General features: G+C 61.6%; 20 protein-coding genes. 13 read left to right on the top strand and 7 right to left on the bottom strand.

The features are described from left to right. Positions 1–25 precede the first annotated feature (25 nt). The gene (locus tag MHM97_RS11085) at positions 26–1,603 is read right to left on the bottom strand and encodes a DUF5928 domain-containing protein (RefSeq protein WP_239322427.1); all 1,578 of its coding nucleotides are present in this window, start codon (positions 1,601–1,603) and stop codon (positions 26–28) included. Between the two features lie 138 nt (positions 1,604–1,741). Here MHM97_RS11085 and MHM97_RS11090 point away from each other — a divergent pair, with 138 nt between their 5' ends. Continuing rightward, positions 1,742–2,560: a sulfotransferase family protein gene (locus MHM97_RS11090; RefSeq protein WP_239322428.1), complete on the top strand. Its 819-nt coding sequence runs from the start codon at positions 1,742–1,744 to the stop codon at positions 2,558–2,560. Positions 2,561–2,789: 229 nt separating this feature from the next. Here the strand turns inward: MHM97_RS11090 and ilvD are convergent, their stop codons facing one another. Both ilvD and MHM97_RS11100 read right to left on the bottom strand, forming a co-directional pair. Further along, on the bottom strand, positions 2,790–4,634 hold the full coding sequence (gene ilvD / locus MHM97_RS11095; protein WP_239322429.1) for a dihydroxy-acid dehydratase: 1,845 nt from the start codon (positions 4,632–4,634) through the stop codon (positions 2,790–2,792). Between the two features lie 137 nt (positions 4,635–4,771). Then, the gene (locus MHM97_RS11100) at positions 4,772–5,950 is read right to left on the bottom strand and encodes a benzoate/H(+) symporter BenE family transporter (RefSeq protein WP_239322430.1); all 1,179 of its coding nucleotides are present in this window, start codon (positions 5,948–5,950) and stop codon (positions 4,772–4,774) included. A gap of 141 nt (positions 5,951–6,091) precedes the next feature. On the opposite strand from MHM97_RS11100, the gene MHM97_RS11105 reads away from it, so the two are divergent. The 3 genes from MHM97_RS11105 to smpB all read left to right on the top strand — a co-directional run bounded on the left by MHM97_RS11105 (position 6,092) and on the right by smpB (position 8,164). Continuing rightward, positions 6,092–6,655, top strand: a complete 564-nt coding sequence (locus tag MHM97_RS11105; RefSeq protein ID WP_239322431.1) for a helix-turn-helix domain-containing protein — start codon at positions 6,092–6,094, stop codon at positions 6,653–6,655. Between the two features lie 73 nt (positions 6,656–6,728). After that, positions 6,729–7,592, top strand: a complete 864-nt coding sequence (locus tag MHM97_RS11110) for a DMT family transporter (protein ID WP_239322432.1) — start codon at positions 6,729–6,731, stop codon at positions 7,590–7,592. 95 nt (positions 7,593–7,687) lie between these two features. Beyond that, positions 7,688–8,164 carry an SsrA-binding protein SmpB gene (smpB, locus tag MHM97_RS11115; RefSeq protein ID WP_239322433.1) on the top strand — a complete coding sequence of 159 codons (477 nt, stop codon included), beginning with the start codon at positions 7,688–7,690 and terminating at the stop codon, positions 8,162–8,164. Positions 8,165–8,255: 91 nt separating this feature from the next. On the opposite strand, the gene MHM97_RS11120 is transcribed toward smpB, so the two are convergent. Further along, positions 8,256–8,849 carry an MlaC/ttg2D family ABC transporter substrate-binding protein gene (locus MHM97_RS11120; RefSeq protein ID WP_239322434.1) on the bottom strand — a complete coding sequence of 198 codons (594 nt, stop codon included), beginning with the start codon at positions 8,847–8,849 and terminating at the stop codon, positions 8,256–8,258. Between the two features lie 2 nt (positions 8,850–8,851). Beyond that, a complete protein-coding gene (locus MHM97_RS11125) occupies positions 8,852–9,613 on the bottom strand; it encodes an MlaA family lipoprotein (protein WP_239322435.1) in 762 nt (253 codons plus the stop codon). A 196-nt stretch (positions 9,614–9,809) separates the two neighbouring features. Between MHM97_RS11125 and MHM97_RS11130 the strand changes: the two genes are divergently transcribed. The 6 genes from MHM97_RS11130 to MHM97_RS11155 all read left to right on the top strand — a co-directional run bounded on the left by MHM97_RS11130 (position 9,810) and on the right by MHM97_RS11155 (position 15,755). After that, positions 9,810–11,564 (top strand): type I secretion system permease/ATPase, encoded by a 1,755-nt coding sequence (locus MHM97_RS11130; protein WP_239322436.1) that lies wholly within the window; start codon positions 9,810–9,812, stop codon positions 11,562–11,564. Then, positions 11,561–12,871 carry an HlyD family type I secretion periplasmic adaptor subunit gene (locus tag MHM97_RS11135; RefSeq protein WP_239322437.1) on the top strand — a complete coding sequence of 437 codons (1,311 nt, stop codon included), beginning with the start codon at positions 11,561–11,563 and terminating at the stop codon, positions 12,869–12,871. Before MHM97_RS11130 ends, MHM97_RS11135 begins: the two co-directional genes overlap by 4 nt. A 112-nt stretch (positions 12,872–12,983) precedes the next feature. Further along, entirely contained in the window at positions 12,984–13,445 is a 462-nt protein-coding gene (locus MHM97_RS11140) for a RidA family protein (protein WP_239322438.1), read from the top strand. Positions 13,446–13,453: 8 nt separating this feature from the next. Then, positions 13,454–14,230, top strand: coding sequence for a glycerophosphodiester phosphodiesterase family protein (locus MHM97_RS11145; RefSeq protein ID WP_239322439.1), 777 nt, complete (start codon positions 13,454–13,456; stop codon positions 14,228–14,230). Positions 14,231–14,277: 47 nt separating this feature from the next. Next, positions 14,278–15,465, top strand: a complete 1,188-nt coding sequence (locus MHM97_RS11150; RefSeq protein WP_239322440.1) for a GNAT family N-acetyltransferase — start codon at positions 14,278–14,280, stop codon at positions 15,463–15,465. Beyond that, a complete protein-coding gene (locus MHM97_RS11155) occupies positions 15,462–15,755 on the top strand; it encodes a 4a-hydroxytetrahydrobiopterin dehydratase (RefSeq protein ID WP_239322441.1) in 294 nt (97 codons plus the stop codon). Before MHM97_RS11150 ends, MHM97_RS11155 begins: the two co-directional genes overlap by 4 nt. Before the next feature lie 267 nt (positions 15,756–16,022). Here the strand turns inward: MHM97_RS11155 and MHM97_RS11160 are convergent, their stop codons facing one another. Then, positions 16,023–16,892, bottom strand: a complete 870-nt coding sequence (locus tag MHM97_RS11160) for a CHAD domain-containing protein (RefSeq protein ID WP_239322442.1) — start codon at positions 16,890–16,892, stop codon at positions 16,023–16,025. A gap of 52 nt (positions 16,893–16,944) precedes the next feature. Continuing rightward, positions 16,945–17,430 carry a peroxiredoxin gene (locus MHM97_RS11165; RefSeq protein ID WP_239322662.1) on the bottom strand — a complete coding sequence of 162 codons (486 nt, stop codon included), beginning with the start codon at positions 17,428–17,430 and terminating at the stop codon, positions 16,945–16,947. A gap of 126 nt (positions 17,431–17,556) precedes the next feature. On the opposite strand from MHM97_RS11165, the gene MHM97_RS11170 reads away from it, so the two are divergent. From MHM97_RS11170 to MHM97_RS11180, 3 genes are read left to right on the top strand one after another with little or no spacing between them, the layout of a single operon-like run. Then, positions 17,557–18,768 (top strand): NAD(P)/FAD-dependent oxidoreductase, encoded by a 1,212-nt coding sequence (locus MHM97_RS11170; RefSeq protein ID WP_239322443.1) that lies wholly within the window; start codon positions 17,557–17,559, stop codon positions 18,766–18,768. Beyond that, positions 18,765–19,334, top strand: coding sequence for a 16S rRNA (guanine(966)-N(2))-methyltransferase RsmD (gene rsmD, locus MHM97_RS11175; RefSeq protein ID WP_239322444.1), 570 nt, complete (start codon positions 18,765–18,767; stop codon positions 19,332–19,334). The genes MHM97_RS11170 and rsmD overlap by 4 nt, the downstream gene beginning before the upstream one ends. A 32-nt stretch (positions 19,335–19,366) precedes the next feature. Next, positions 19,367–20,032: an HAD family hydrolase gene (locus MHM97_RS11180; RefSeq protein WP_239322445.1), complete on the top strand. Its 666-nt coding sequence runs from the start codon at positions 19,367–19,369 to the stop codon at positions 20,030–20,032. Positions 20,033–20,043: the final 11 nt, after the last annotated feature.

The raw sequence follows: 20,043 nt of genomic DNA on the forward strand, positions 1-20,043 counted from the left end.
CCGGAGCGACCAGTTGGCGAATAAATCAGTCGGCGAACAGATAGGGTGTGCGCGCCACTTCCAGGGCCGTGTCCTGCGTCACGTCGAGGAACTGGGCAATGGCGCGGGCATTGTCCAGTTCCGTGGCGCGCTCCTGCACCGCCCAGTGGCGTTCAAACCCAGCGTCGCGGATCTGGTCGACCTCGCTGGCGATGTCGTTGCGGATCGTGGGCAGCAGACGTTCCAGGGTTGCGGGCGGGGTATGCTCGCCCGCAAGGCCGACGCGGTGGGCGTGCCCGATCAGATATTCATCTGAAAACTCGCAATCAATCCGCAACAGGCGGGTATGCGACCGGTCGGAATAGAAGTCGTGCATCAGGTCGAGTGCTGACGGATCGAGGCAGATCATCAGCCTGTCGGTTTCGTAATAGTCGAACAGCATCCGCATCAACGCCCGCCGATGGCGTGTGCGTTTTTCGAGGGTGCGTTGAATGCCGCCAAGATCCGGCAGTGGCGTACCTTCCTCATTGAACAGGTATTCGATCACAGGCGTGTTGGTCAGCGCACGCATCTGGTCCAGCATCCGCTTGGCGACGTGCCATTTCTTGCAGGTCAGAATCAGCAATTCCCGTTCCCGTCCGAGGCTGCTTTCGGTTTCCCAGAACCGGGGCGCAAACCGCTGCCCGGTACGACCGCGTTCGGTCAGGAAGGTGTAGAGATTGCGCCCCTCGTTGGAGATCTGAAACTCGACGTCATGCGCGGCATAAAGCCGGCCCAAGCGGGTCTTGAGCTCCCGCGCATCGGGGCTGATCTTGCGGGCGAACAGGAAATCCTGGCTCAGCAGCAGATCATAGTGATCGTTGTAGAACGTCACGGGCATGCCGTAGTCGCTGAACAACAGGAAGGTCAACGTCCGGCATTCGATTTCCTCTTCCGGTATCAAGTGCCGTACGAGGGTCTGAAAAAACGTCTCATCCGGGATCCAGGTCGATGCGAAAAAACGCATCACGTCGCGCCGTTGGCGGGACATGGTCAGGATCGCCTCGACCGTGCGCCGGCGCAGACACCACCACTGGCTGCCGATCTGGACCTGGATGTCGGCGGGAATGGCCCGTGTCAGACCCAAAGATTTCTGCACCTGATAAGAGCCGTAGAACAGTCGCTTCTGCGTGCGTTCATTGAAGTAATGCCGGTAGATCAGCCGGTCGTCCTTCATGCCGGTCTTGATCCAGTTGCTGTCGAAGAAATCGAAACTTTCGATATAGTCCTTGTCCTGCCGGTCGAGGAAGGCATGGGCATATTCGGCGGTTTTGATCGCCATGCAATCGCCGGACAACATGTAGAAATGGGTGGCGCGGGGAAACTCCGCGACGGCGGTCTGAAGCGTGTTCAGGGTTGCGCGGACCAAAGACCACTCGCCCCAACCGCATTTCACCCGCCGCTTGGCGAAGGTCACATTGGGATTGTCGTCCAGCGCGTCACGCAGGGCGCGATAGTCCCGTGCCTTTGCACGCGCATCAAAGTGGATCGCCATGCAGTCTCCGGTCGCGGTGAGCCGCTCGGCCTGCTGAATGATAGCCTCCGGATCCTTGTGGCAGAGCAGAATATAGGCGATTTTTGCCATGTCCGGGACGCAATACCCTGTTTTGTCGGATTGTTTCCTTGATAAAGAGGAACAAGGGCTGAATAAACCAGATTGTTTTGCAAATGCGATCACCTGGGGCATTCTTGCCGGAAGAGTGACGCGGGGAGCGACTGAAAGATGGGATTTCCAGGCACCTGGATGACAGAAAGCGAAAGCGTGGTGTACCGCGTGGTGCCGAAATGTGCGTGTTCCACGATCGGTCAGATCATGTTCTACTCCGATCACGGCCGGTTCTTTGACGGGGACATCCATGACGCGACCGCCGGGCTGCACAAATGGGCGCAGGACGCCAGCAAGCCGCGGATCGAGACGAATGTGAAGGGGCACGCAACTTATGCCTTCACCTGCGTGCGCAATCCCTACACCCGCATACTGAGTTCTTTCTTCGACAAGATCTGTGGCATCCAGCGCAATGGCAAACGCTATCGGGGAAATCTGGTGCCGAAACTGATGTTCGAATACGGCATCGAAGTCGGTGGCGAGGACGGCAAAGAGGAGTTCGACCAGATCAAGAGCTTTCGGCGCTTTCTGCTGTTTGCGCGCGATACCATCCGCTGGCGCCGTCCGATGGATCCGGACATCCACTGGTCAGCGGCGTCGGGTCATGTGTCCACCTTCATCGTGAATGGCGGGCGCTACGACAAGGTGATCTGGACCGAGAGGTTCAACGACGGCATGCAGGATGTGCTCGACGCGGTTGAGACACCGCATGCGGTGGATCTGGCGTCGATCCCGCGCTTCAACGAGAGTGAAGGTCACGGCCCCAAGCGCGCTCATCCGGTCGAGGAGTACTTCGACGACCTGTCGATGCATCTGGTTTACGAGATCTACAAGCGCGACTTTGAGGCTTTCAAATATGATTTTGAGAACCCGGCCAATAAAATGCCCATCGGTGAGATCGACCTTGATGAGCTGCACGCCAAACTGGGCGACTGATAAAGGGGGCAGGGGGAGCTCCCGCCCGTCCTGCGATCATTGAAATGATATGGTCCCGTTGGGCCCGGCGCCGGGCTGACGCCCGGCGTGCGCTTTGTTGCGAGGTGACATTTTAGCAGATCAAGCGGGGTGTTGATCACGCACCTGCGTCGCAGGGGAAGCAGTCCAATCAAAAAGGCCCCTACACGCAGATCGCGAGGGGCCTTTTGTGTTGCATCAAAGGAGCGCCTTACTCGTCTTCGGGCACCTGGCGTACCGCACCTTTGGCGGCTGAGGTGGCAAGCATCGCATAGGCTTTGAGCGCCGTGGAAACCTTGCGCTTGCGTTTTGCTGCGGGCTTCCAGCCTTTTTCATCCTGCGCGGCACGACGCGCGGCCAGAGTGGCCTCATCCACCGCCAGATGGATCGAACGGTTGGGGATGTCGATTTCAATGGTGTCGCCATGCTCGACCAGACCGATGGTGCCGCCTTCGGCAGCTTCTGGCGAGACATGTCCGATCGAGAGGCCAGAGGTGCCGCCGGAGAAACGCCCGTCCGTGAGCAACGCGCATTCTTTGCCGAGCCCTTTGGATTTCAGGTAGGACGTCGGGTAGAGCATTTCCTGCATGCCCGGCCCGCCGCGCGGACCCTCGTAGCGGATCACCACCACGTCGCCTGCGCTGACCTTGCCGGTCAAAATGTCATTGACCGCCTGATCCTGGCTTTCGCAAACATAGGCGGTGCCGGTGAATTTCAGGATTGAGGCATCCACACCGGCGGTTTTTACGATACAGCCATCCAGCGCGATGTTGCCGAACAGCACGGCAAGACCACCGTCCTGACTGAAGGCATGTTCTTTGGCGCGGATGACGCCGCCTTTGCGGTCGGTGTCGAGATCCTTGAACCGGTTGGCCTGACTGAAGGCTTGTGTGGTGCGCACACCACCGGGAGCGGCCTTGAACAGCTCTTCGGCCTCGGCGTTGTTGGCGACGGCAATGTCCCATTTGGCGATGGCGCTGCCCATGGTGGGGCTGTGCACGGTCGAGACGTCGTTGTGCAGCAGATCGGCGCGGCTCAATTCGCCAAGGATCGAGAAGATCCCACCGGCGCGGTGAACGTCCTCCATATGGACGTTTTCAGTATTGGGAGCGACCTTGCACAGGCACGGCACCTTGCGGCTGAGGCGGTCGATGTCCTGCATTGTAAAGTCCACCTTGCCCTCGTGGGCAATCGCGAGGAGGTGCAGCACCGTATTGGTGGAGCCGCCCATGGCGATATCGAGGCTCATGGCGTTCTCGAAGGCCTCAAAGGTGGCGATCTCGCGTGGCAGCAAGCCCTTTTCGTCCTGCTCATAGTGGCGCTTGGTGATCTCGACGATCTTGCGCCCGGCCTCAAGGAACAAATGCTTGCGGTCCGCGTGGGTTGCCAGTGTGGAGCCATTGCCCGGCAGTGCCAGACCCAGCGCCTCCGCCAGGCAGTTCATCGAGTTTGCGGTGAACATGCCGGAACACGACCCGCATGTGGGGCAGGCGTTTTCCTCGATATGCAGCACCTCTTCGTCGGTGAGCTTGTCACTGGCCGCGGCTACCATCGCATCGACCAGATCGACCTTTTTCGCATCGAGGGATTCGATGTCGATCTTGCCCGCTTCCATCGGGCCACCGGAGACGAAGATCACCGGAATGTTGAGGCGCATGGCTGCCATCATCATGCCCGGCGTGATCTTGTCGCAGTTGGAGATGCAGACCATGGCGTCGGCGCAATGGGCGTTGACCATATACTCCACGCTGTCGGCAATCACCTCGCGCGAGGGCAGGGAGTAGAGCATGCCGTCATGGCCCATGGCGATGCCGTCATCGACCGCGATGGTGTTGAATTCCTTGGCCACACCGCCTGCGGATTCGACTTCACGGGCCACCATCTGGCCGAGATCCTTGAGGTGGACGTGGCCGGGCACAAACTGGGTGAAGGAGTTCACGATCGCGATGATCGGCTTGCCAAAGTCGCTCTCGGTCATGCCGGTGGCGCGCCAGAGGCCGCGTGCGCCCGCCATATTGCGACCGTGGGTGGAGGTTCTTGATCGGTACATCGGCATAATGCTGGTTCCCTATATTTTTGCCCACAGGGACACTATTCGCGCAGTAAAGGCAACATGTCGGGGCGGGTTGTGGTCACGAAATTGCTCTTGAGGCTGGGATTTCGTGGATTTGCGAAAGATGGTCAGGGTGCCGGTCAGGCGCGTACGGGGTGAGGTTTCGATGGATTGAACAGGTGATTCACCGCAAGCCCCATCAGCAAGGCCCAGAACGGAGCACCAATTCCAAAGAAACTGACACCCGAGACGGTCATCATGAAGGTGATCAGAGCCGCCTCGCGTCCCCGGCTGTCTGACAGCGCAGCGGAGAGGCTGTTGCCGATGGTGGACAAGAGCGCAAGCCCTGCCACCGTGGCGATCAACGCCTTGGGCGCAATCAGGAACAGGCTGATGACCGTCGCGCCGCCGAGACCCACGAGGCAGTATAGCACACCTGCAACCACGCTGGAGAGATAGCGGCTCTTGGGGTCATCATCCGCCTCCGGTCCGGCACAGATCGCGGCGGTGATGGCGGCGAGGTTGAAAGCAAAGCCGCCAAAGGGTGCAAGGAGCAGCGAGGCCAGTCCGGTGACGGTCAGACTGGCGGAAACCGGTGGCGTGTAGCCTGCGCCGCGCAAGGTCACCACGCCGGGCATGTTCTGCGAGCACATGGTGACAATATAGAGAGGCAGCCCAACGCCGATAAGAACAGGGAGCGAAAACGCGGGTGCGACGAATTCCGGCATGCTGATGCTGAGATCAAGGGCCTCCAGATCGCCAAACGACCCCGAGAAACCGGCCCAGAGGCAGCCAGCCACCAGCACGGCGGGAATGGTGTAGCGGGGAAACATGACCCGCCCAGCGAGGAAGGTCGCCCCCATGACGCCCACCAGGGCCGCATCCTCGCCAAGCGCTGCAAAGGCCGAAAGCCCAAATTGGAACAGGATTCCGGCCAGAAGGGCATTGGCCAGCGCGTCCGGGATCAGTCGGGCCAGGCGCTCGAACCAACCGGTGAGGCCAGTGAGTGTCAGCAACGCGCCGCAAAACAGAAACGCTCCCACCGCTTCGGAGATCGGAACGCCGTTTAAGCCAGTGGCCAAGAGCGCGGCACCGGGTGTCGACCAGGCGGTGAGGATCGGCATCCGAAACCACAGCGATAGGATCAGGCTGGTCAGCCCCATTCCAAGCCCCAGTACCACCAGCCAGCTATTGGCTTGTGCCTGTGTCGCGCCCACCGCCTCGATGGCCTGAAAGATGATCGCGACAGAACTCGTATAGCCCACCAGCACCACGATCGCTCCCGCAGCGAGATGGGAGAGTTTTAATCTGCTCAGCATGCGGGTTTTCCTCGGGCGATGGCTGGGGTAGGTATTGTGCGTTATAGCGCACACTACAGTTCGTGCGCTATAACGCACAAGCCTTTTTTGGAGTGGCTTTCGAGCGGTGGAATATTGGCCACTCGAACCAGAGGGAGTGGCATGAGCGACGAAAGCATCACGTTGAACTTGCGGGATATTCGCGCATCCGCGGGGTTGAGCCTGTCACGTGCCGCCGAGATTACCGGCGTCAGCAAGGCCATGCTGGGGCAGATCGAGCGTGGCGAATCAAGCCCGACGATCGCCACGCTCTGGAAGATCGCCAAAGGGTTTCACCTGCCCCTGACGGCCCTGATCGAAGAGAGTACGCGCCCCTCGGGGATGAGCGGCGAGGTCTATCGCACGGTGCAGTTTCCCGGCAGTATCTCGGTCAAGATCGTCTTTCCCTTTGATCCACAGCTTGGGGCGGAGACGTTTCATGTCAGCCTGAAACCCGGCCAAAGCCATGACTCGCAGCCCCACGACAGCGGCGTCACCGAAGAGGTTTTTGTGCTGGAGGGCAGGATGGAGGTGCTGCGGGGCGGCGATTGGGTCGCGTTGGAGCCGGGGCAGGGGCTGAGGTTTGCCGCTGACCAACCGCATGGGTACCGCAGCCTTGAGACCGGTGCGGCCTTCCTGAACATGCATCACTACCGGAACGCGGGTCTGTTCCGCGCGGCAGATTGACGCCGCGGGCTTGTTCTTTGCCTGCTCCAGCGCGTACCATTGTAGATAAGGTCATTCAATTTCGGGATTTTTTATGGATCGGGACACCCTGCGTGGCAGCCTTTTGATGGCGCTGGCGATGGCGGCTTTTGCAGTCGAGGATATGATCATCAAATCGGTAGCAGGCGCGATGCCCACGGGGCAGGTGCTGATTGTCTTTGGTCTGGGCGGCATGGCGATCTTTGCCGCCATGGCGCGTGCGCAGGGGGCTTCCTTGTGGCACCCGGGCTTTTGCACGCGCCCGCTGTTGTGGCGCTGTGTGGCCGAGGTTTCGGGACGGCTGTTTTTCACGCTGGCGATCGTGCTCGCGCCGTTGTCGTTGGCCTCGGCCATTTTGCAGGCCACGCCACTTGTGGTCACCGCCGGTGCGGTTGTCTTTTTTGGCGAGACGGTGGGCTGGCGGCGCTGGCTTGCAATCTGTCTTGGATTTGTCGGTGTTTTGATGATCCTGCGTCCGGGAATGAGCGGCTTTGAAGCGACCTCATTGTTGGCGGTCGCAGGCATGCTTGGGTTTGCGGGGCGCGATCTGGCCACGAGGGCAGCGCCAAAGACCATGAGCAACGCACAACTGGGCATTTTTGGCTTTGCGATGCTGGTGATTGCCGGGGCGATCCTGTTGATCTGGACCGGTGGCGCGGTCTGGCCCACCGTGGGGCAGAGCGGCGCGCTTGCCGCGGCGGTGAGTGTGGGCGTGTTGGCCTATATGGCGCTCACTGGCGCGATGCGGACGGGGGAAATTTCCGTGGTGGCGCCGTTTCGCTACACACGTCTGGTGTTTGCCATGGCGCTGGGCGTCATGGTCTTTGGCGAGCGTCCGGATCTGATGACGATCCTTGGCTCTGTCGTCGTTGTGGCGAGTGGTGTTTTCACGTTGCTGAGAAGTCATAAGCAACCGTGACCGCGGGCTCAGGCCGCTCTTTGCGGCACCGCGGGCCTGCTTTGTGCCTCAGTTGATCTTGCGTGTGACGACAGGGCGACTTACATCTGCGCCCCATGGCGAAGCAAAAGACAGACCCGAACTACAAAGTCATAGCGGAAAACCGTCGCGCGCGGTTCGACTATGCCATCGAGCAGGATCTCGAATGCGGCATCGTGCTCGAAGGGTCCGAGGTCAAATCCCTGCGTGCAGGTGGCTCCAATATCGCGGAGTCCTATGCTGCGGTCGAGGAGGGAGAGCTGTGGCTGGTGAACTCCTACATAGCGCCCTATGAGCAGGCGAAGGTCTTCAAGCATGACGAACGCCGCCGCCGCAAGCTATTGGTGTCGCGCAAGGAAATGGCGAACCTTTGGAATGCGACGCAGCGCAAAGGCATGACGCTTGTACCGCTGGTTCTGTATTTCAACCATCGCGGCATGGCGAAGATCAAGATCGGCATCGCCAAAGGGAAGAAGAACCACGACAAACGCGAGGCGCAAGCCAAGCGAGACTGGTCCCGGCAAAAGCAGCGCTTGCTGAAAGACCACGGCTGATACACCCGGCGCTACCGGTGCCGGGACGCCGATACAGAAGAGCCCCGAAAGATCTCTCTTCCGGGGCTCCGCCATTTGAAAACTGATGGGGTCAGCTCAGTTTCTTCAGATCCGCGATCATCTTGTCGATGTCGCCGCCGTTGCGGTCGATCATCGCACCAATTTCGGTGCGTTCCGTCAGCAGGAGGTTCACACCCTCGATGAACATGTTGAAGAACAGATCCTTGCCGGAGCGGTCGGAGACGTGGAACGTGACCTCGAACGGGGACTGACCGCGCAGGTACGCCACGCAGGAAACCTCGTACCACCTCTTGACCTTCTTGACGCCGGAAACTTCCAGCCGGCCGCCGATGAATTCGCGAAAGCGGCTGCCGTATTTGCGGGCGATATAGCCTTGGAACGCGTTGGAAAACGCCCGTTTCTGCGCATTGGTGGCCCGCCGCGCGTCGACACCCATCGCGTAGGCGGCGATATAGGAGGTGTCGCTGTAGCGCTGGAAAATACGCTCGAAATCGCCGTACATCGCCCGCTCCGACTTGCCGGAGGCGATCACGTTGTTGATGTCGCCCACCAGGCTGTTGATGAGGGCCGAGGCGGAGTTTTCGTTCAGGGCAAGAACGGGCTGCGGCGCAGCAAAGGCAGCACCCGCAGCGCCGAGAGCTGCTAGGAAGTGGCGGCGAAGCATGGTTAGAACCCTCCGGTGTCTAGTTCGAACGGATCGATTTCCGAGTTGACGTCCTCTTGGCCGAGCTCGAAGCGGCGATTCTGCAGGTAGATCTGGCGGCTCTGCGCGTAGCTGTCCGCACTGTCATAAAGAATCGAGTCGATCGTGTCCGAATATGTACCGCGATTGCCAAGCTGGTCCACGATCTCTGCCGGGACCTGAAGGTCCTCGGCGGGATTGTTCTCAAGCTGGCTGAGCGGATTGGTGAAGAAATCGACGACAATGCCAACGGCGTCGCGCGTGGTCGACGGCCCATAGGCCGGCAGTTCCACATACGCGCCTTCGCCTGCGCCCCAGACATGCAGGGTCTCGCCGAAATCCGTGCGCGCTTCGGGAATCTTGAATTCGGAGGCCGGGTCGCCGAGCCCGCCGATGCCAAAGACGGTATTCACGGCAAAACGCCCCAGGGCCTGGCCGGCGCCTTTCAGGTTGCCTTGCAGCAGGAAATTGACCGCATCACCGGGTTTGGACAGGTTTTCGGCAAAATTGCCAAAGGCAGTGACCATATCCGGCGGTACCACCGCCACATACCCCTTGGAGGCCGGACGGAACGCATAGCGGTCCAGGCCCTTGTTGAACTGGTGGATCGATCTGTTGGTGTTTTCATACGGATCGAATATCTCTCCCGCAGCCTTGGCTGCCGGATCCTGTGTGGCACAGGCGGAGGTCAGAACCGCCGCGGACAGGGCCAGCGCGGTCAAGGGTTTTTTCAACAGTGCAATCATGCCTACCAATTTCCAGTTGCGACCGGCGCCGGGCCACATGAGTCCTAGAGGTCAATTAGCGATCCCTGAGCCTGATCCCAGACCAAACCTCAGCAAAGCTTCTATATGTGACAGATTTGGAACAGATACCAGTCACTCTTTGAAAACGAAACCGAGACTCTATAACGGGTATGAACGCGCGCTCTACTGGGACGATATGAACAATACACTTACAAACGCGGGGCGAGAGGAACTTCTGGCCGCACGCCGCCAGAGCCGGGGCCTGTTTTGGGCGGTCGCCGGTCTGAGTGCATTTGTGAACCTGCTGATGCTGACCGGACCGCTCTATATGATGCAGGTCTACGACCGCGTGCTGGGAAGCCGGTCCGAGGCGACGCTGGTGGCCTTGTCATTGCTGGTGGTGTTTCTCTACGGGATGATGGGGCTGCTGGATGCGGTGCGCGGGCGCGTGATGCGCCGGGTGGCGGCGCGGTTTCAGGCGGTACTTGATCGCCGGGTGTTTGATGCCATGATCCGGCGCTCGGCGGTTGCTGCCGATCCGGAGGCGCAGACCGGGTTGAGCGATCTTGAGAGCATTCAGAAACTGATCGCCTCGCCGGTTCTGATGGCGGCATTTGATCTGCCGTGGACCCCGATCTTTCTGGCCGGCATTGCGCTGTTTCACCCTTGGCTTGGGTTGCTGGCACTGGGCGGAGGCGGCGTGCTCATTGCGATCGCTGTCCTGAATCAGTTTCTGAGCACCGCACCAGGACGGGCTGCAATGACCAGTGGCCATCGGGCGATGCTGCAATCCGAAGAAATTCGCAACGAGGCCGAGATGATACAGGCCATGGGCATGCGAGAGGCGGCGTTTCGACGTTGGCAAACGGCCCGAGGGAAGGCGCTGGCGGACAGTGTCACCGCGTCGGATGTGACCGGTGGCTTTGGCACGCTGACAAAGACGCTGCGGTTGTTCCTGCAATCCGCCATGCTGGGGTTGGGGGCCTATCTGACCCTTCAGGGTGAGGTCAGCCCGGGGGCGATGATCGCAGGGTCCATTCTTCTGGGGCGCGCCCTGTCGCCGATCGAGCTTGGCCTGGGGCAATGGCCGTTGGTCCAGCGCGCGCGCAAAGGGTGGCAGAACCTCGAAACCCTGCTGGGCAAAACGCCCCCCGAGCCTGCGCGCACCGCATTGCCGCAGCCTCGTGCTCTGCTGGATGTGGAAGCGATCGCCGCGACCGCACCGGGAGAGACCCGACCCCTGCTGCGCAATGTGACCTTTCGGGTGGAGCCCGGCGAGGCGATCGGCGTCATCGGCCCCTCCGGGTCCGGCAAGTCGACGTTGGCCCGTGTGCTGACGGGAGCCTGGCGGGCGGCAGCGGGGACGGTTCGGCTCGATGGGGCGGCGTTGTCCCAATATGATCCGGCAGTGTTGGGCGCGCACATCGGCTATCTGCCGCAGCGCGTGCAGCTTTTTGACGGCACGATCGCCCAGAATATTGCGCGGTTGGCGTCTGAACCGGATGCAGAGGCCGTGGTGGCCGCCGCAAAGGCGGCTGCGGCGCATGATATGATCGTAAAACTGCCAGAAGGCTATGACACGCCGGTCCGTGCCGGCGGTGGGCGTCTGTCGGGTGGCCAGATGCAGCGTATCGGCCTGGCGCGTGCGCTGTATGGAAGCCCGGTGATCGTCATCCTTGATGAACCCAATTCCAACCTCGACAATGACGGGTCCATCGCGTTGAACAACGCCATCAAAAATCTGAAATCGCAGGGTAAATCGGTTCTCATCATGGCGCATCGGCCGGCCGCGATCCAGGAATGCGACAAACTCCTGGTCATCGAGCAGGGGCAGATGTCGGCCTTTGGACCCAAGGAGGAAGTCCTGCGCAAGATGGTCTCCAACCACCGAGACATTCAACAGGCACGCGCACCGCGCGGCAGCGCAGCCGGCAAGGGGGGCGCGCAATGAGTGGGCGCGAGGCACATGACTGGTCCGTGCGCGGGTCGTTGATCGCCGGTGTGATTGGGGTTCTTGTCCTGTTGGGGGGCTTCGGGTCGTGGGCGGTGTTTTCCAACATCGCGGGGGCCGTCGTTGCTTCCGGACAGATCGAGGTCGACCGCAATCGGCAGGTTGTCCAGCATATTGACGGGGGCGTGGTGGCCGACATTCTGGTGGACGAAGGCGATCTGGTCACCGAAGGGCAGACCCTGTTGCGACTGGACGCCGCGGATCTGCGCTCGCAACTCACGATCACCGAAGGCCAGCTGTTCGAGATGATGGCCCGGCGCGCACGTCTGGAAGCGGAGCGGGACGAGGCAGAAGAGATCTCCTTTGATGAGGAGCTGCTGGCATTGGCCAGGGAGCGCCCCGAGGTGGCTGAGCTGGTCGCAGGTCAGGACCGGCTGTTCAGGGCCCGGCGCGAGTCCGTGCGCCGGGAGGTGGAGCAGCTGGAAAAGCGTGCCGCCCAGACCGAGGATCAGATCACAGGGGTGCTGGCCCAGCAGGCGGCCACGCGTGAGCAGCTTGTCCTGATCGAGGAAGAGTTGGGCAACCAGCAATCGCTGTTGGATCGCGGGCTTGCGCAGGCATCTGTGGTGCTGAACCTGCGGCGCAATCAGGCCAACCTCCAGGGCACGCTGGGCGAATTGATCGCCTCCGAAGCCCAGGCCCGGGGCCGGATCACCGAACTGGAAATCGAAACCCTGAAGCTGCGCACGCAGCGGCGGGAGCAGGCGATCAGCCGTCTGCGTGACCTGCGGTATCAGGAACTGGAACTGATCGAGACGCGACGGTCGTTGATTGACCGGCTCGGACGGCTGGACATCACGGCGCCCGTCTCCGGCGTTGTCTATGGGATGAGCGTGCGCACCCCCCGCTCGGTGATCCGACCGGCGGATCCGGTGCTCTACCTCGTACCACAGGATCGCCCGCTGGTGATCGCGGCACGGGTTGCGCCCACCGACATCGACCAGATCCATGTCGGCCAGGCGGTATCGATTCGACTGCCCGCCTTGGATCAACGCCAGACGCCGGAGCTCTTTGGGACCGTAACGCTGTTCTCGGCCGATGCGTTTCAGGATGACACCACCGGGATGTCCTACTACCGCGCCGAGATCGAGCTGGACGACGGCGAGATGGATCGTTTGCCGGAGGGCACGGTCCTCATCCCGGGCATGCCGGTGGAAAGCTTTATTCGCACGGCGGATCGCTCGCCATTGGCCTATCTGGTGAAGCCGCTCGCAGACTATTTTGTGAAGGCCTTCCGCGAGAGTTGAACGGTTCGCGGAAAGCTGAATGAAGGGGTCGCATTTGTCCCTTTCCCGGTGCTGCCTTCCGCTGTAGCGTCCGCGCCAATGACTGCTGAATTCTGATAAAGGAGCCCGCCCCATGAGCGTTGACGCCAAAATCCAATCTCTTGGTCTGACCCTGCCCGATGCCCCGGCGCCGGCGGCCAACTATGTGCCCTTCGTGGTGTCCGGCAACATGGTCTATGTTTCCGGCCAGATCTCTGCCGACGAAAATGGGCTGATCACCGGTACCCTCGGGGATGACCTCGATGTTGCCGCAGGGCAGGCGGCTGCCAAGCGCTGCGCGCTGTCGCTGCTGGCGCAGGTCAAAGCGGCGTGTGGTGGCGATCTGGGCAAGCTGAAACGCGTGGTCAAGCTGGGGGCCTTTGTGAACTCCACCGCCGATTTCACCCAACAGCCGCAGGTCGTGAATGGCGCCTCTGACCTGCTGGTCGAAATCCTCGGCGACGCCGGGCGGCATGCGCGCTCTGCGGTCAGCTCGCCGTCGCTTCCCCTTGGTGTGGCGGTCGAAATCGACGGCGTATTCGAAATCGAGGTCTGACCCCGGTCATGTCTGCCCCATGCCTGCCTGCGGCCTTTTTGCGCCAGCCGATCGCCCACCGCGCCTTGCATGGGCTGCAAGATCACTGTCCCGAGAACAGCCGCGCAGCAATCTGCGCGGCCATCGCGGCTGGGTATGGGATTGAAATCGACCTGCAAGTGTCATCGGACGGGCGGGCAATGGTCTTTCACGACCATATGCTCAACCGCCTGACCGCCGAGGATGGCCCGGTGAGAGACCGCAGCGCACAAGCCCTGTCCAGGATCAGGCTGAACCACAGTCGTGACGAGACCATTCCGACCTTTGCCGAAGTGTTGCAGCTGGTTTCGGGGCGGGTGCCGCTGCTTGTCGAGGTGAAGGACGTCGGCGGTGAGATGGGACCCGATGTCGGAGAGCTCGAGGCGGCTGCGATCGCGGATCTCCGGGACTACCCCGGGCCCGTGGCGCTGATGTCCTTCAACCCGCACAGCATGGCTGAAGTGGCGCGCCTGGCGCCGGATATGCCGCGCGGTCTCACCACCAGCGCCTTTGATCCGACGGACTGGGCCCCCCTGGCGCCCGCCCGATGTCTGGAGTTGCGGGGCATTCCCGATTTTGACCGCGTGGGCGCATGCTTCGTCAGCCATGAGGCCAAAGATGTTCGCCGCCCCCGGGTGCAGGAGCTGCGGGCGTCGGGCGTGCCGGTGCTGTGCTGGACAATTGGCGCGCCCGTGCAGGAGGCAGACGTATCAGGCTACGTGGACAACGTGACGTTTGAAAATTATCTTTCTGCTTTCGGTGCTTGATCAGCTCGATCCTGCGCCCAAATAGGGGAGAGGCAGTGTGAGGCGGAATGGATCAGGCGCGCGTGGAAATTCAGGTATTGAGCAGCCTGTCGCAGATCGATGCGTCAGACTGGGACGCCTGCGCCTGCCCCGAAGCCGCGCGCGGTGGCCGTCCTTATGATCCGTTCACAACCCACCGTTTCCTGAGTGCGCTGGAACAGAGCGGCTCTGTCGGTCGGGAAACCGGGTGGCAGCCGCAGTATTTGGCCTGTTATCTCGAAGGTGACCTGATCGCCTGCGCGCCACTCTATGCCAAGGGGCATAGTCAGGGTGAATATGTCTTCGATCACAATTGGGCACATGCCTACGAGCAGGCCGGTGGTCGATATTATCCGAAGTTGCAGATTGCAGTGCCGTTTACGCCGGCGACGGGGCGGCGGTTTCTCGTGCGTCCGGAGTATGAGGAGATCGGAACCTCCGCGCTGGTGCAGGGGGCGGTGCAGCTTGCCTCTGACAATCAGCTATCGTCGCTGCATGTGACCTTTTGCACCGAGCGCGAAGTCAAAAACGGATCCGATATCGGGCTACTGAGTCGCAGCACCCAGCAATTTCATTGGCTGAACAACGGGTATGAGACGTTTGACGATTTCCTTGCCGCATTGTCTTCCCGCAAACGCAAGAACATCCGCAAGGAACGGCGGCAGGCGCAAGGGTTTGGCGGTATCATCGAGACCTACACGGGCGCTGATTTGCGACCGGAACACTGGGACGCCTTCTGGGAGTTCTATCAGGATACCGGCAGCCGCAAATGGGGCAGCCCATATCTGACGCGGGCCTTCTTCGACATCGTGCATGAGACGATGGCGGATGATATGGCGCTGGTGCTGGCCGAACGGGACGGGGTGCCGGTTGCAGGGGCGCTGAACTTCATCGGGTCGGACGTGCTGTATGGCCGCTACTGGGGCTGCGCCGAGCATCATCCCTGTCTGCATTTCGAACTGTGTTACTATCAGGCCATCGATCTCGCCATCGAGATGGGGCTGGCGCGGGTCGAGGCAGGCGCGCAGGGCGAACACAAACTGGCGCGGGGCTACCTTCCTGCGGAGACGCACAGCCTGCACTGGATTGCGGATCCGGGCTTTCGGGCTGCGGTCGAACAATATCTCGAGGCGGAACGGGCAGCGGTGGACGAGGAGATCGAGATCCTCACCCGGTATGGTCCGTTCAAAAGAACATATGTGGAGGAACAGGAATGACCGAGAAACTCTCCGAGGAGACCCGAGGTCCCTTGCTGAAGCCGCTGTTTGATACCGGCTGGCAACTGGAAGACGGACGGGATGCGATCCGCAAGACTTTCAAGTTCGACGATTTTGTCGATGCATTTGCATTCATGACAAAAGCTGCGATCTGGGCTGAGAAATGGAACCACCACCCGGAATGGAGCAATGTCTACAACCGCGTCACGGTGGTGTTGACGACACATGACGTCGAGGGGCTCAGCGCGCTGGACGCGAAACTTGCCCGCAAGATGGATGGTCTGGTCTGAGACAAATGGCGCTGGCCGCATCCCAATCCGCGGTGCCTGGACGCGGCAAGAGGTATTGCGCTGCGCTTTGCGCATCGCGGGGGGGCGGGGGCCGCGCCTTTGGCGCGGCCCCCGCCGGGCCCAACGCTTTTGCAGCAGCCTCCGGCTGATGAGGAAAGGGGCGGGAGCGCGCCCCTCGCTGCCTTTTGTGGCGCTTCGCAGGAGGGATAACCCGCAGCGGCATGTGCGGGCAGATCTCGTACCGTGGCGCGGACAGCCCCGACGGTGCTAGTGAAGCGGGAGCCCCACCGTTGCGCGCCACATCTTTTGCAGGCGTTTGTGGTCGAGACCAACGCCTGCCTCTTTCGCCTTGATCAGCTCCTGTGCGATATGGCGTTCGCCAGAGCCCTCGTCCATATCGTCCATCAGTTCTTCAAGCCGATCCCGAACTGCACTGGCATCGCGGGCTGCCACCATGGAGTCCAGAAGCTTCTTCAGTTGTTTCAGGAACGCCTTTGTTTTCTTGGAGGCAAACAGCGCCTGGGTAAACTCTGCCGTAGCGCGCAGTTTGCGCAGGCTCTTGCGAAAGCTGTCACGGGCCTGGCTGTCCAGACGTTTCAGCGTTTCGCCATGCTTCATGGCCTGATTGAGCCGCAACTCCAGCGTTTCCAGGCACAGGGTCTCCAGTTTCTCACGGCTCTCCGCCGCCGGGCGCCAGAAGGCGGGATCGCGCATGTCGCTGCCGCGGGCGATCAGGTCACGCACGCGGCTCTCGTCGAGCAAGGCGCGCAAGGCCGTGCGTTCTGCGTCGATCCGGCCGAGCACCCGTTCTTCCAGAGCCTGCAGGGCGCTGTTGTCGGGCAACGCAACCCGCGCCGGGGTCAGGGTGTCCTGCCAGAGCAGATAGAGGTCCCGCAGCCGGGTGACCTCGGCCGCCAACCATCTGGCCTCCTCCAGAAGTGCCTTGTTGTGATCGGGCGGGAGCAGCGGACGGAACAGGGTCAGCCCGCTGCGCAGGCGTCGCAACGCCACCCGTAGCGCTTGCGCACTGTCAAAGGAATCATCCCGCGCCACGAAGGCGCGGGCGGCGTCGATCTCATCCATAACCTCCGCCATGATTGTGGCGGGGTGGATCGCAGGCTTTTGCGCGTCGGTCATTCGTCTTCGTTCAAGGCCTTAGGTCTGCTGGCGTATTCGTGATCTGATGTGATTACAACGCATCCAGCAGTGCTTCGCCAGCAGACACTTCACAAGTGCCCGGACTTTCTTCGAGGTGCAGGATTTTTACCTCACCATCGGTGACGATCATGGCATAGCGCTTCGATCTGGCGATCAATCCGGCGGGCGGCGCGTCGAACCGCATGCCAAGCGCTTCGGTCAGGCTGCACTCGGCATCGGCCAGCATGGTGATTCCCGCAGCGGTCGCGCCGGTGGCGTCGCCCCAGGCCTGCATCACGAAGGGATCGTTGCCCGCGACGCAGATGATCTCGTCGATGCCTTTGGCGGCGAATTGATCCTTGGTGCGGATGAAGCTCGGCACATGGGCCGAGTGGCAGGTGGGGGTAAAGGCGCCGGGGACCGCAAAGATCGCCAGGGTGCGTCCTTTGGCGAGGTCGGCAATCTCGACCTGTTCGGGACCGTTATCCCCCAACCGGGTCAGGGTGGCGGCGGGCAGCTTGTCTCCAACGGCAATCATCAGGTCCATCCTCTGTGCTCATTTCAAATGCGTCACGACGTCTTTGCGCAATTGCGTCGCAACCGGCCCTGCATGTAGGGTCCTGCGCAGACGGTACTGGAACTGCATCAGGAGACAAGAGGGCAGATGACGCATATCGCAGTGATTGGCGCAGGGCAGGCAGGCGCATCTTTGGTGGCCAAGCTGCGCAATAGCGGGTTTGACGGTGACATCACCCTGATTGGCGCCGAGGAGGCCCTGCCGTATCAGCGCCCACCTCTGTCAAAGGCGTATCTGCTGGGGGAGATGGAGCTGGAACGGCTGTTTCTGCGCCCCGAGAGCTTCTACGCCGAGCAGAACATCACCCTGCGTCTGGGCACCCGGGTGGATGCGATCGACACGGCAAGCAAAGAAATCCACATCGGCAACGAGGTCATCGCCTATGACCAGCTGGCGCTGACCACCGGGTCGCATCCGCGTCGTCTGCCAGCCTCGATCGGCGGGGATCTCGACGGTGTTTTTGTTGTGCGCGACCTCAAGGATGTCGATGCCATGGCGCCGCATGTCCGGGAAGGGGCGCGGGCGCTGATCGTCGGCGGGGGCTACATCGGCCTCGAAGCGGCGGCGGTCTGCGCCAAGCGCGGGGTCTCCGTGACACTGGTGGAGATGGCGGATCGGATTCTCCAGCGGGTGGCCGCGCCGGAGACCTCGGAGTATTTCCGCCAGCTTCATGGCGATCACGGTGTGGCAATCCGCGAAGGTATCGGCCTCAACCATCTGGAAGGCGAGGCGGGCAAAGTCACCCGCGCGGTGCTGAGCGATGGCAGCACGTTGGATGTGGACTTTGTCGTGGTCGGGGTTGGGATCGCGCCTGCCGCCGAGCTGGCGGAGGCTGCGGGGATCGAGATCGAGAACGGTATCCGCACCGATGAATTCGGGCGCACCTCTGATCCGTCCGTCTGGGCGGCGGGGGATTGCGCCTCCTTCCCCTACAAGGGCCAGCGCATTCGGCTGGAAAGCGTGCCCAATGCGATCGACCAGGCCGAAGTGGTGGCGCAGAACATGCTTGGCGCGGAGAAAACCTATGTGGCGACGCCGTGGTTCTGGTCCGACCAATATGACGTGAAACTGCAAATCGCCGGGCTGAATTCAGGGTACGATACCGTCGTCACGCGGCAGGGCGAGGGCCGCCAGGTCTCGTTCTGGTATTATCAGGGTGACCAGCTGGTGGCGGTGGATGCGATGAACGATCCGCGTGCCTATATGGTGGCCAAACGCTTGATCGAGGCGGGCAAGACCGCGGACAAGGCGACGGTGTCCAACCCGGAGGCGGATCTGAAGCCGCTCCTGAAGGCGTGAGGATCATCGCGGGCGACTTTCGCGGCCGGGCCCTGGCGAGCGTCGGCAAGGGGGATGCGGGGGCGCATCTGCGGCCCACGACGGATCGGGTGCGGGAAAGCCTGTTCAACGTCCTCACTCACAAGATCGACTTCGATGGCGCGCGGGCGCTTGACCTTTTTGCGGGCACCGGTGCGCTGGGGCTGGAGGCGCTGTCGCGCGGCGCCGAGTCCGTCACCTTTGTCGATGACGGGCGGGTCGCACAGGGGCTCATCACCAAGAATATCGACCTCTGCCGCGCCCGCGATCGCGCGCGGCTTATCCGTCGGTCCGCGTTGAAACTGGGCGAAAACCCGGATGCCCCCTATAGTCTGATCTTTCTGGATCCGCCTTACGGCAAGGCGCTGGGCGAGGCGGCGATCGACGTGGCGCGGGCCGGCGGCTGGGTGGCCGAGGACGCATTGATCGTCTGGGAGGAAAACACTCCGATGCCACCTCCCGAAGGCTATGAGCTTGAAGACAGTCGCAAATATGGCGACACCCATATTACACTCCTCTGGGCCGCCGCGCCCGTGTCACCGCACTGATCCAGTCAGCCCACCCCGGAAAGAACCCGCCGATGCCCAAGACCTATCCGCGCCCCGATCTTGTGATCTTTGACTGTGACGGGGTCCTGGTCGACAGCGAGCGGGTGTTCAACGCGGTATTGGCCGAGGATCTCACGTCGCGCGGGCTGGCGATGACCACCGAGGTCAGCCTGCCCACCTTTGCGGGGCTTGCGATGCCGGAAGTTGCCAAGAAGGCAACCGAGATGGGGGCAACCCTGCCGGAGACCTGGATCGCGGAGGTTTACGAAATCGCCTATGCGACCCTGCGGCAGGGCGTGCCGCTGATCCCGGGCGTCATGACGGTCCTGCACCGTCTGGATGCTGCCGGCATTCCGACCTGCGTGGTGTCAAACGGCAGCGAGGAAAAGATGCGGATCACCCTCGGTCCACATGGGCTTTGGGATCGGTTTCATCCGAACGCGATGTTTTCCGCCCATACAATGAAGGTTGCAAAACCGGACCCCGGCATCTTCCTCGCAGCGGCGGCGCATTTCGACGTGGAAGCCCGGCAGTGCGTGGTGATCGAGGACAGCGCGACTGGCGCGCGGGGCGCGTATCGCGCGGGCATGCAGTGTTTCGGCTATGCGGCCCACGACGCCGGTGATCTGCTTGCGGCCGAAGGGGCCGAGGTTTTTCACGACATGGCCGATCTGCCGCTGCGGCTTGGGCTGGATTGACCCACGGGCGC

Source organism: Epibacterium sp. Ofav1-8 (genome assembly GCF_022348185.1).
Classification (GTDB): domain Bacteria; phylum Pseudomonadota; class Alphaproteobacteria; order Rhodobacterales; family Rhodobacteraceae; genus Epibacterium.

Bases quoted from the DNA above. Each gene is read 5' to 3' on its own strand.
- MHM97_RS11085 (WP_239322427.1), bottom strand. From the start codon at position 1,603: ATGGCAAAAATCGCCTATATTCTGCTCTGCCACAAGGATCCGGAGGCT.
- MHM97_RS11090 (WP_239322428.1), top strand. From the start codon at position 1,742: ATGGGATTTCCAGGCACCTGGATGACAGAAAGCGAAAGCGTGGTGTAC.
- ilvD (WP_239322429.1), bottom strand. From the start codon at position 4,634: ATGCCGATGTACCGATCAAGAACCTCCACCCACGGTCGCAATATGGCG.
- MHM97_RS11100 (WP_239322430.1), bottom strand. From the start codon at position 5,950: ATGCTGAGCAGATTAAAACTCTCCCATCTCGCTGCGGGAGCGATCGTG.
- MHM97_RS11105 (WP_239322431.1), top strand. From the start codon at position 6,092: ATGAGCGACGAAAGCATCACGTTGAACTTGCGGGATATTCGCGCATCC.
- MHM97_RS11110 (WP_239322432.1), top strand. From the start codon at position 6,729: ATGGATCGGGACACCCTGCGTGGCAGCCTTTTGATGGCGCTGGCGATG.
- smpB (WP_239322433.1), top strand. From the start codon at position 7,688: ATGGCGAAGCAAAAGACAGACCCGAACTACAAAGTCATAGCGGAAAAC.
- MHM97_RS11120 (WP_239322434.1), bottom strand. From the start codon at position 8,849: ATGCTTCGCCGCCACTTCCTAGCAGCTCTCGGCGCTGCGGGTGCTGCC.
- MHM97_RS11125 (WP_239322435.1), bottom strand. From the start codon at position 9,613: ATGATTGCACTGTTGAAAAAACCCTTGACCGCGCTGGCCCTGTCCGCG.
- MHM97_RS11130 (WP_239322436.1), top strand. From the start codon at position 9,810: ATGAACAATACACTTACAAACGCGGGGCGAGAGGAACTTCTGGCCGCA.
- MHM97_RS11135 (WP_239322437.1), top strand. From the start codon at position 11,561: ATGAGTGGGCGCGAGGCACATGACTGGTCCGTGCGCGGGTCGTTGATC.
- MHM97_RS11140 (WP_239322438.1), top strand. From the start codon at position 12,984: ATGAGCGTTGACGCCAAAATCCAATCTCTTGGTCTGACCCTGCCCGAT.
- MHM97_RS11145 (WP_239322439.1), top strand. From the start codon at position 13,454: ATGTCTGCCCCATGCCTGCCTGCGGCCTTTTTGCGCCAGCCGATCGCC.
- MHM97_RS11150 (WP_239322440.1), top strand. From the start codon at position 14,278: ATGGATCAGGCGCGCGTGGAAATTCAGGTATTGAGCAGCCTGTCGCAG.
- MHM97_RS11155 (WP_239322441.1), top strand. From the start codon at position 15,462: ATGACCGAGAAACTCTCCGAGGAGACCCGAGGTCCCTTGCTGAAGCCG.
- MHM97_RS11160 (WP_239322442.1), bottom strand. From the start codon at position 16,892: ATGACCGACGCGCAAAAGCCTGCGATCCACCCCGCCACAATCATGGCG.
- MHM97_RS11165 (WP_239322662.1), bottom strand. From the start codon at position 17,430: ATGATTGCCGTTGGAGACAAGCTGCCCGCCGCCACCCTGACCCGGTTG.
- MHM97_RS11170 (WP_239322443.1), top strand. From the start codon at position 17,557: ATGACGCATATCGCAGTGATTGGCGCAGGGCAGGCAGGCGCATCTTTG.
- MHM97_RS11180 (WP_239322445.1), top strand. From the start codon at position 19,367: ATGCCCAAGACCTATCCGCGCCCCGATCTTGTGATCTTTGACTGTGAC.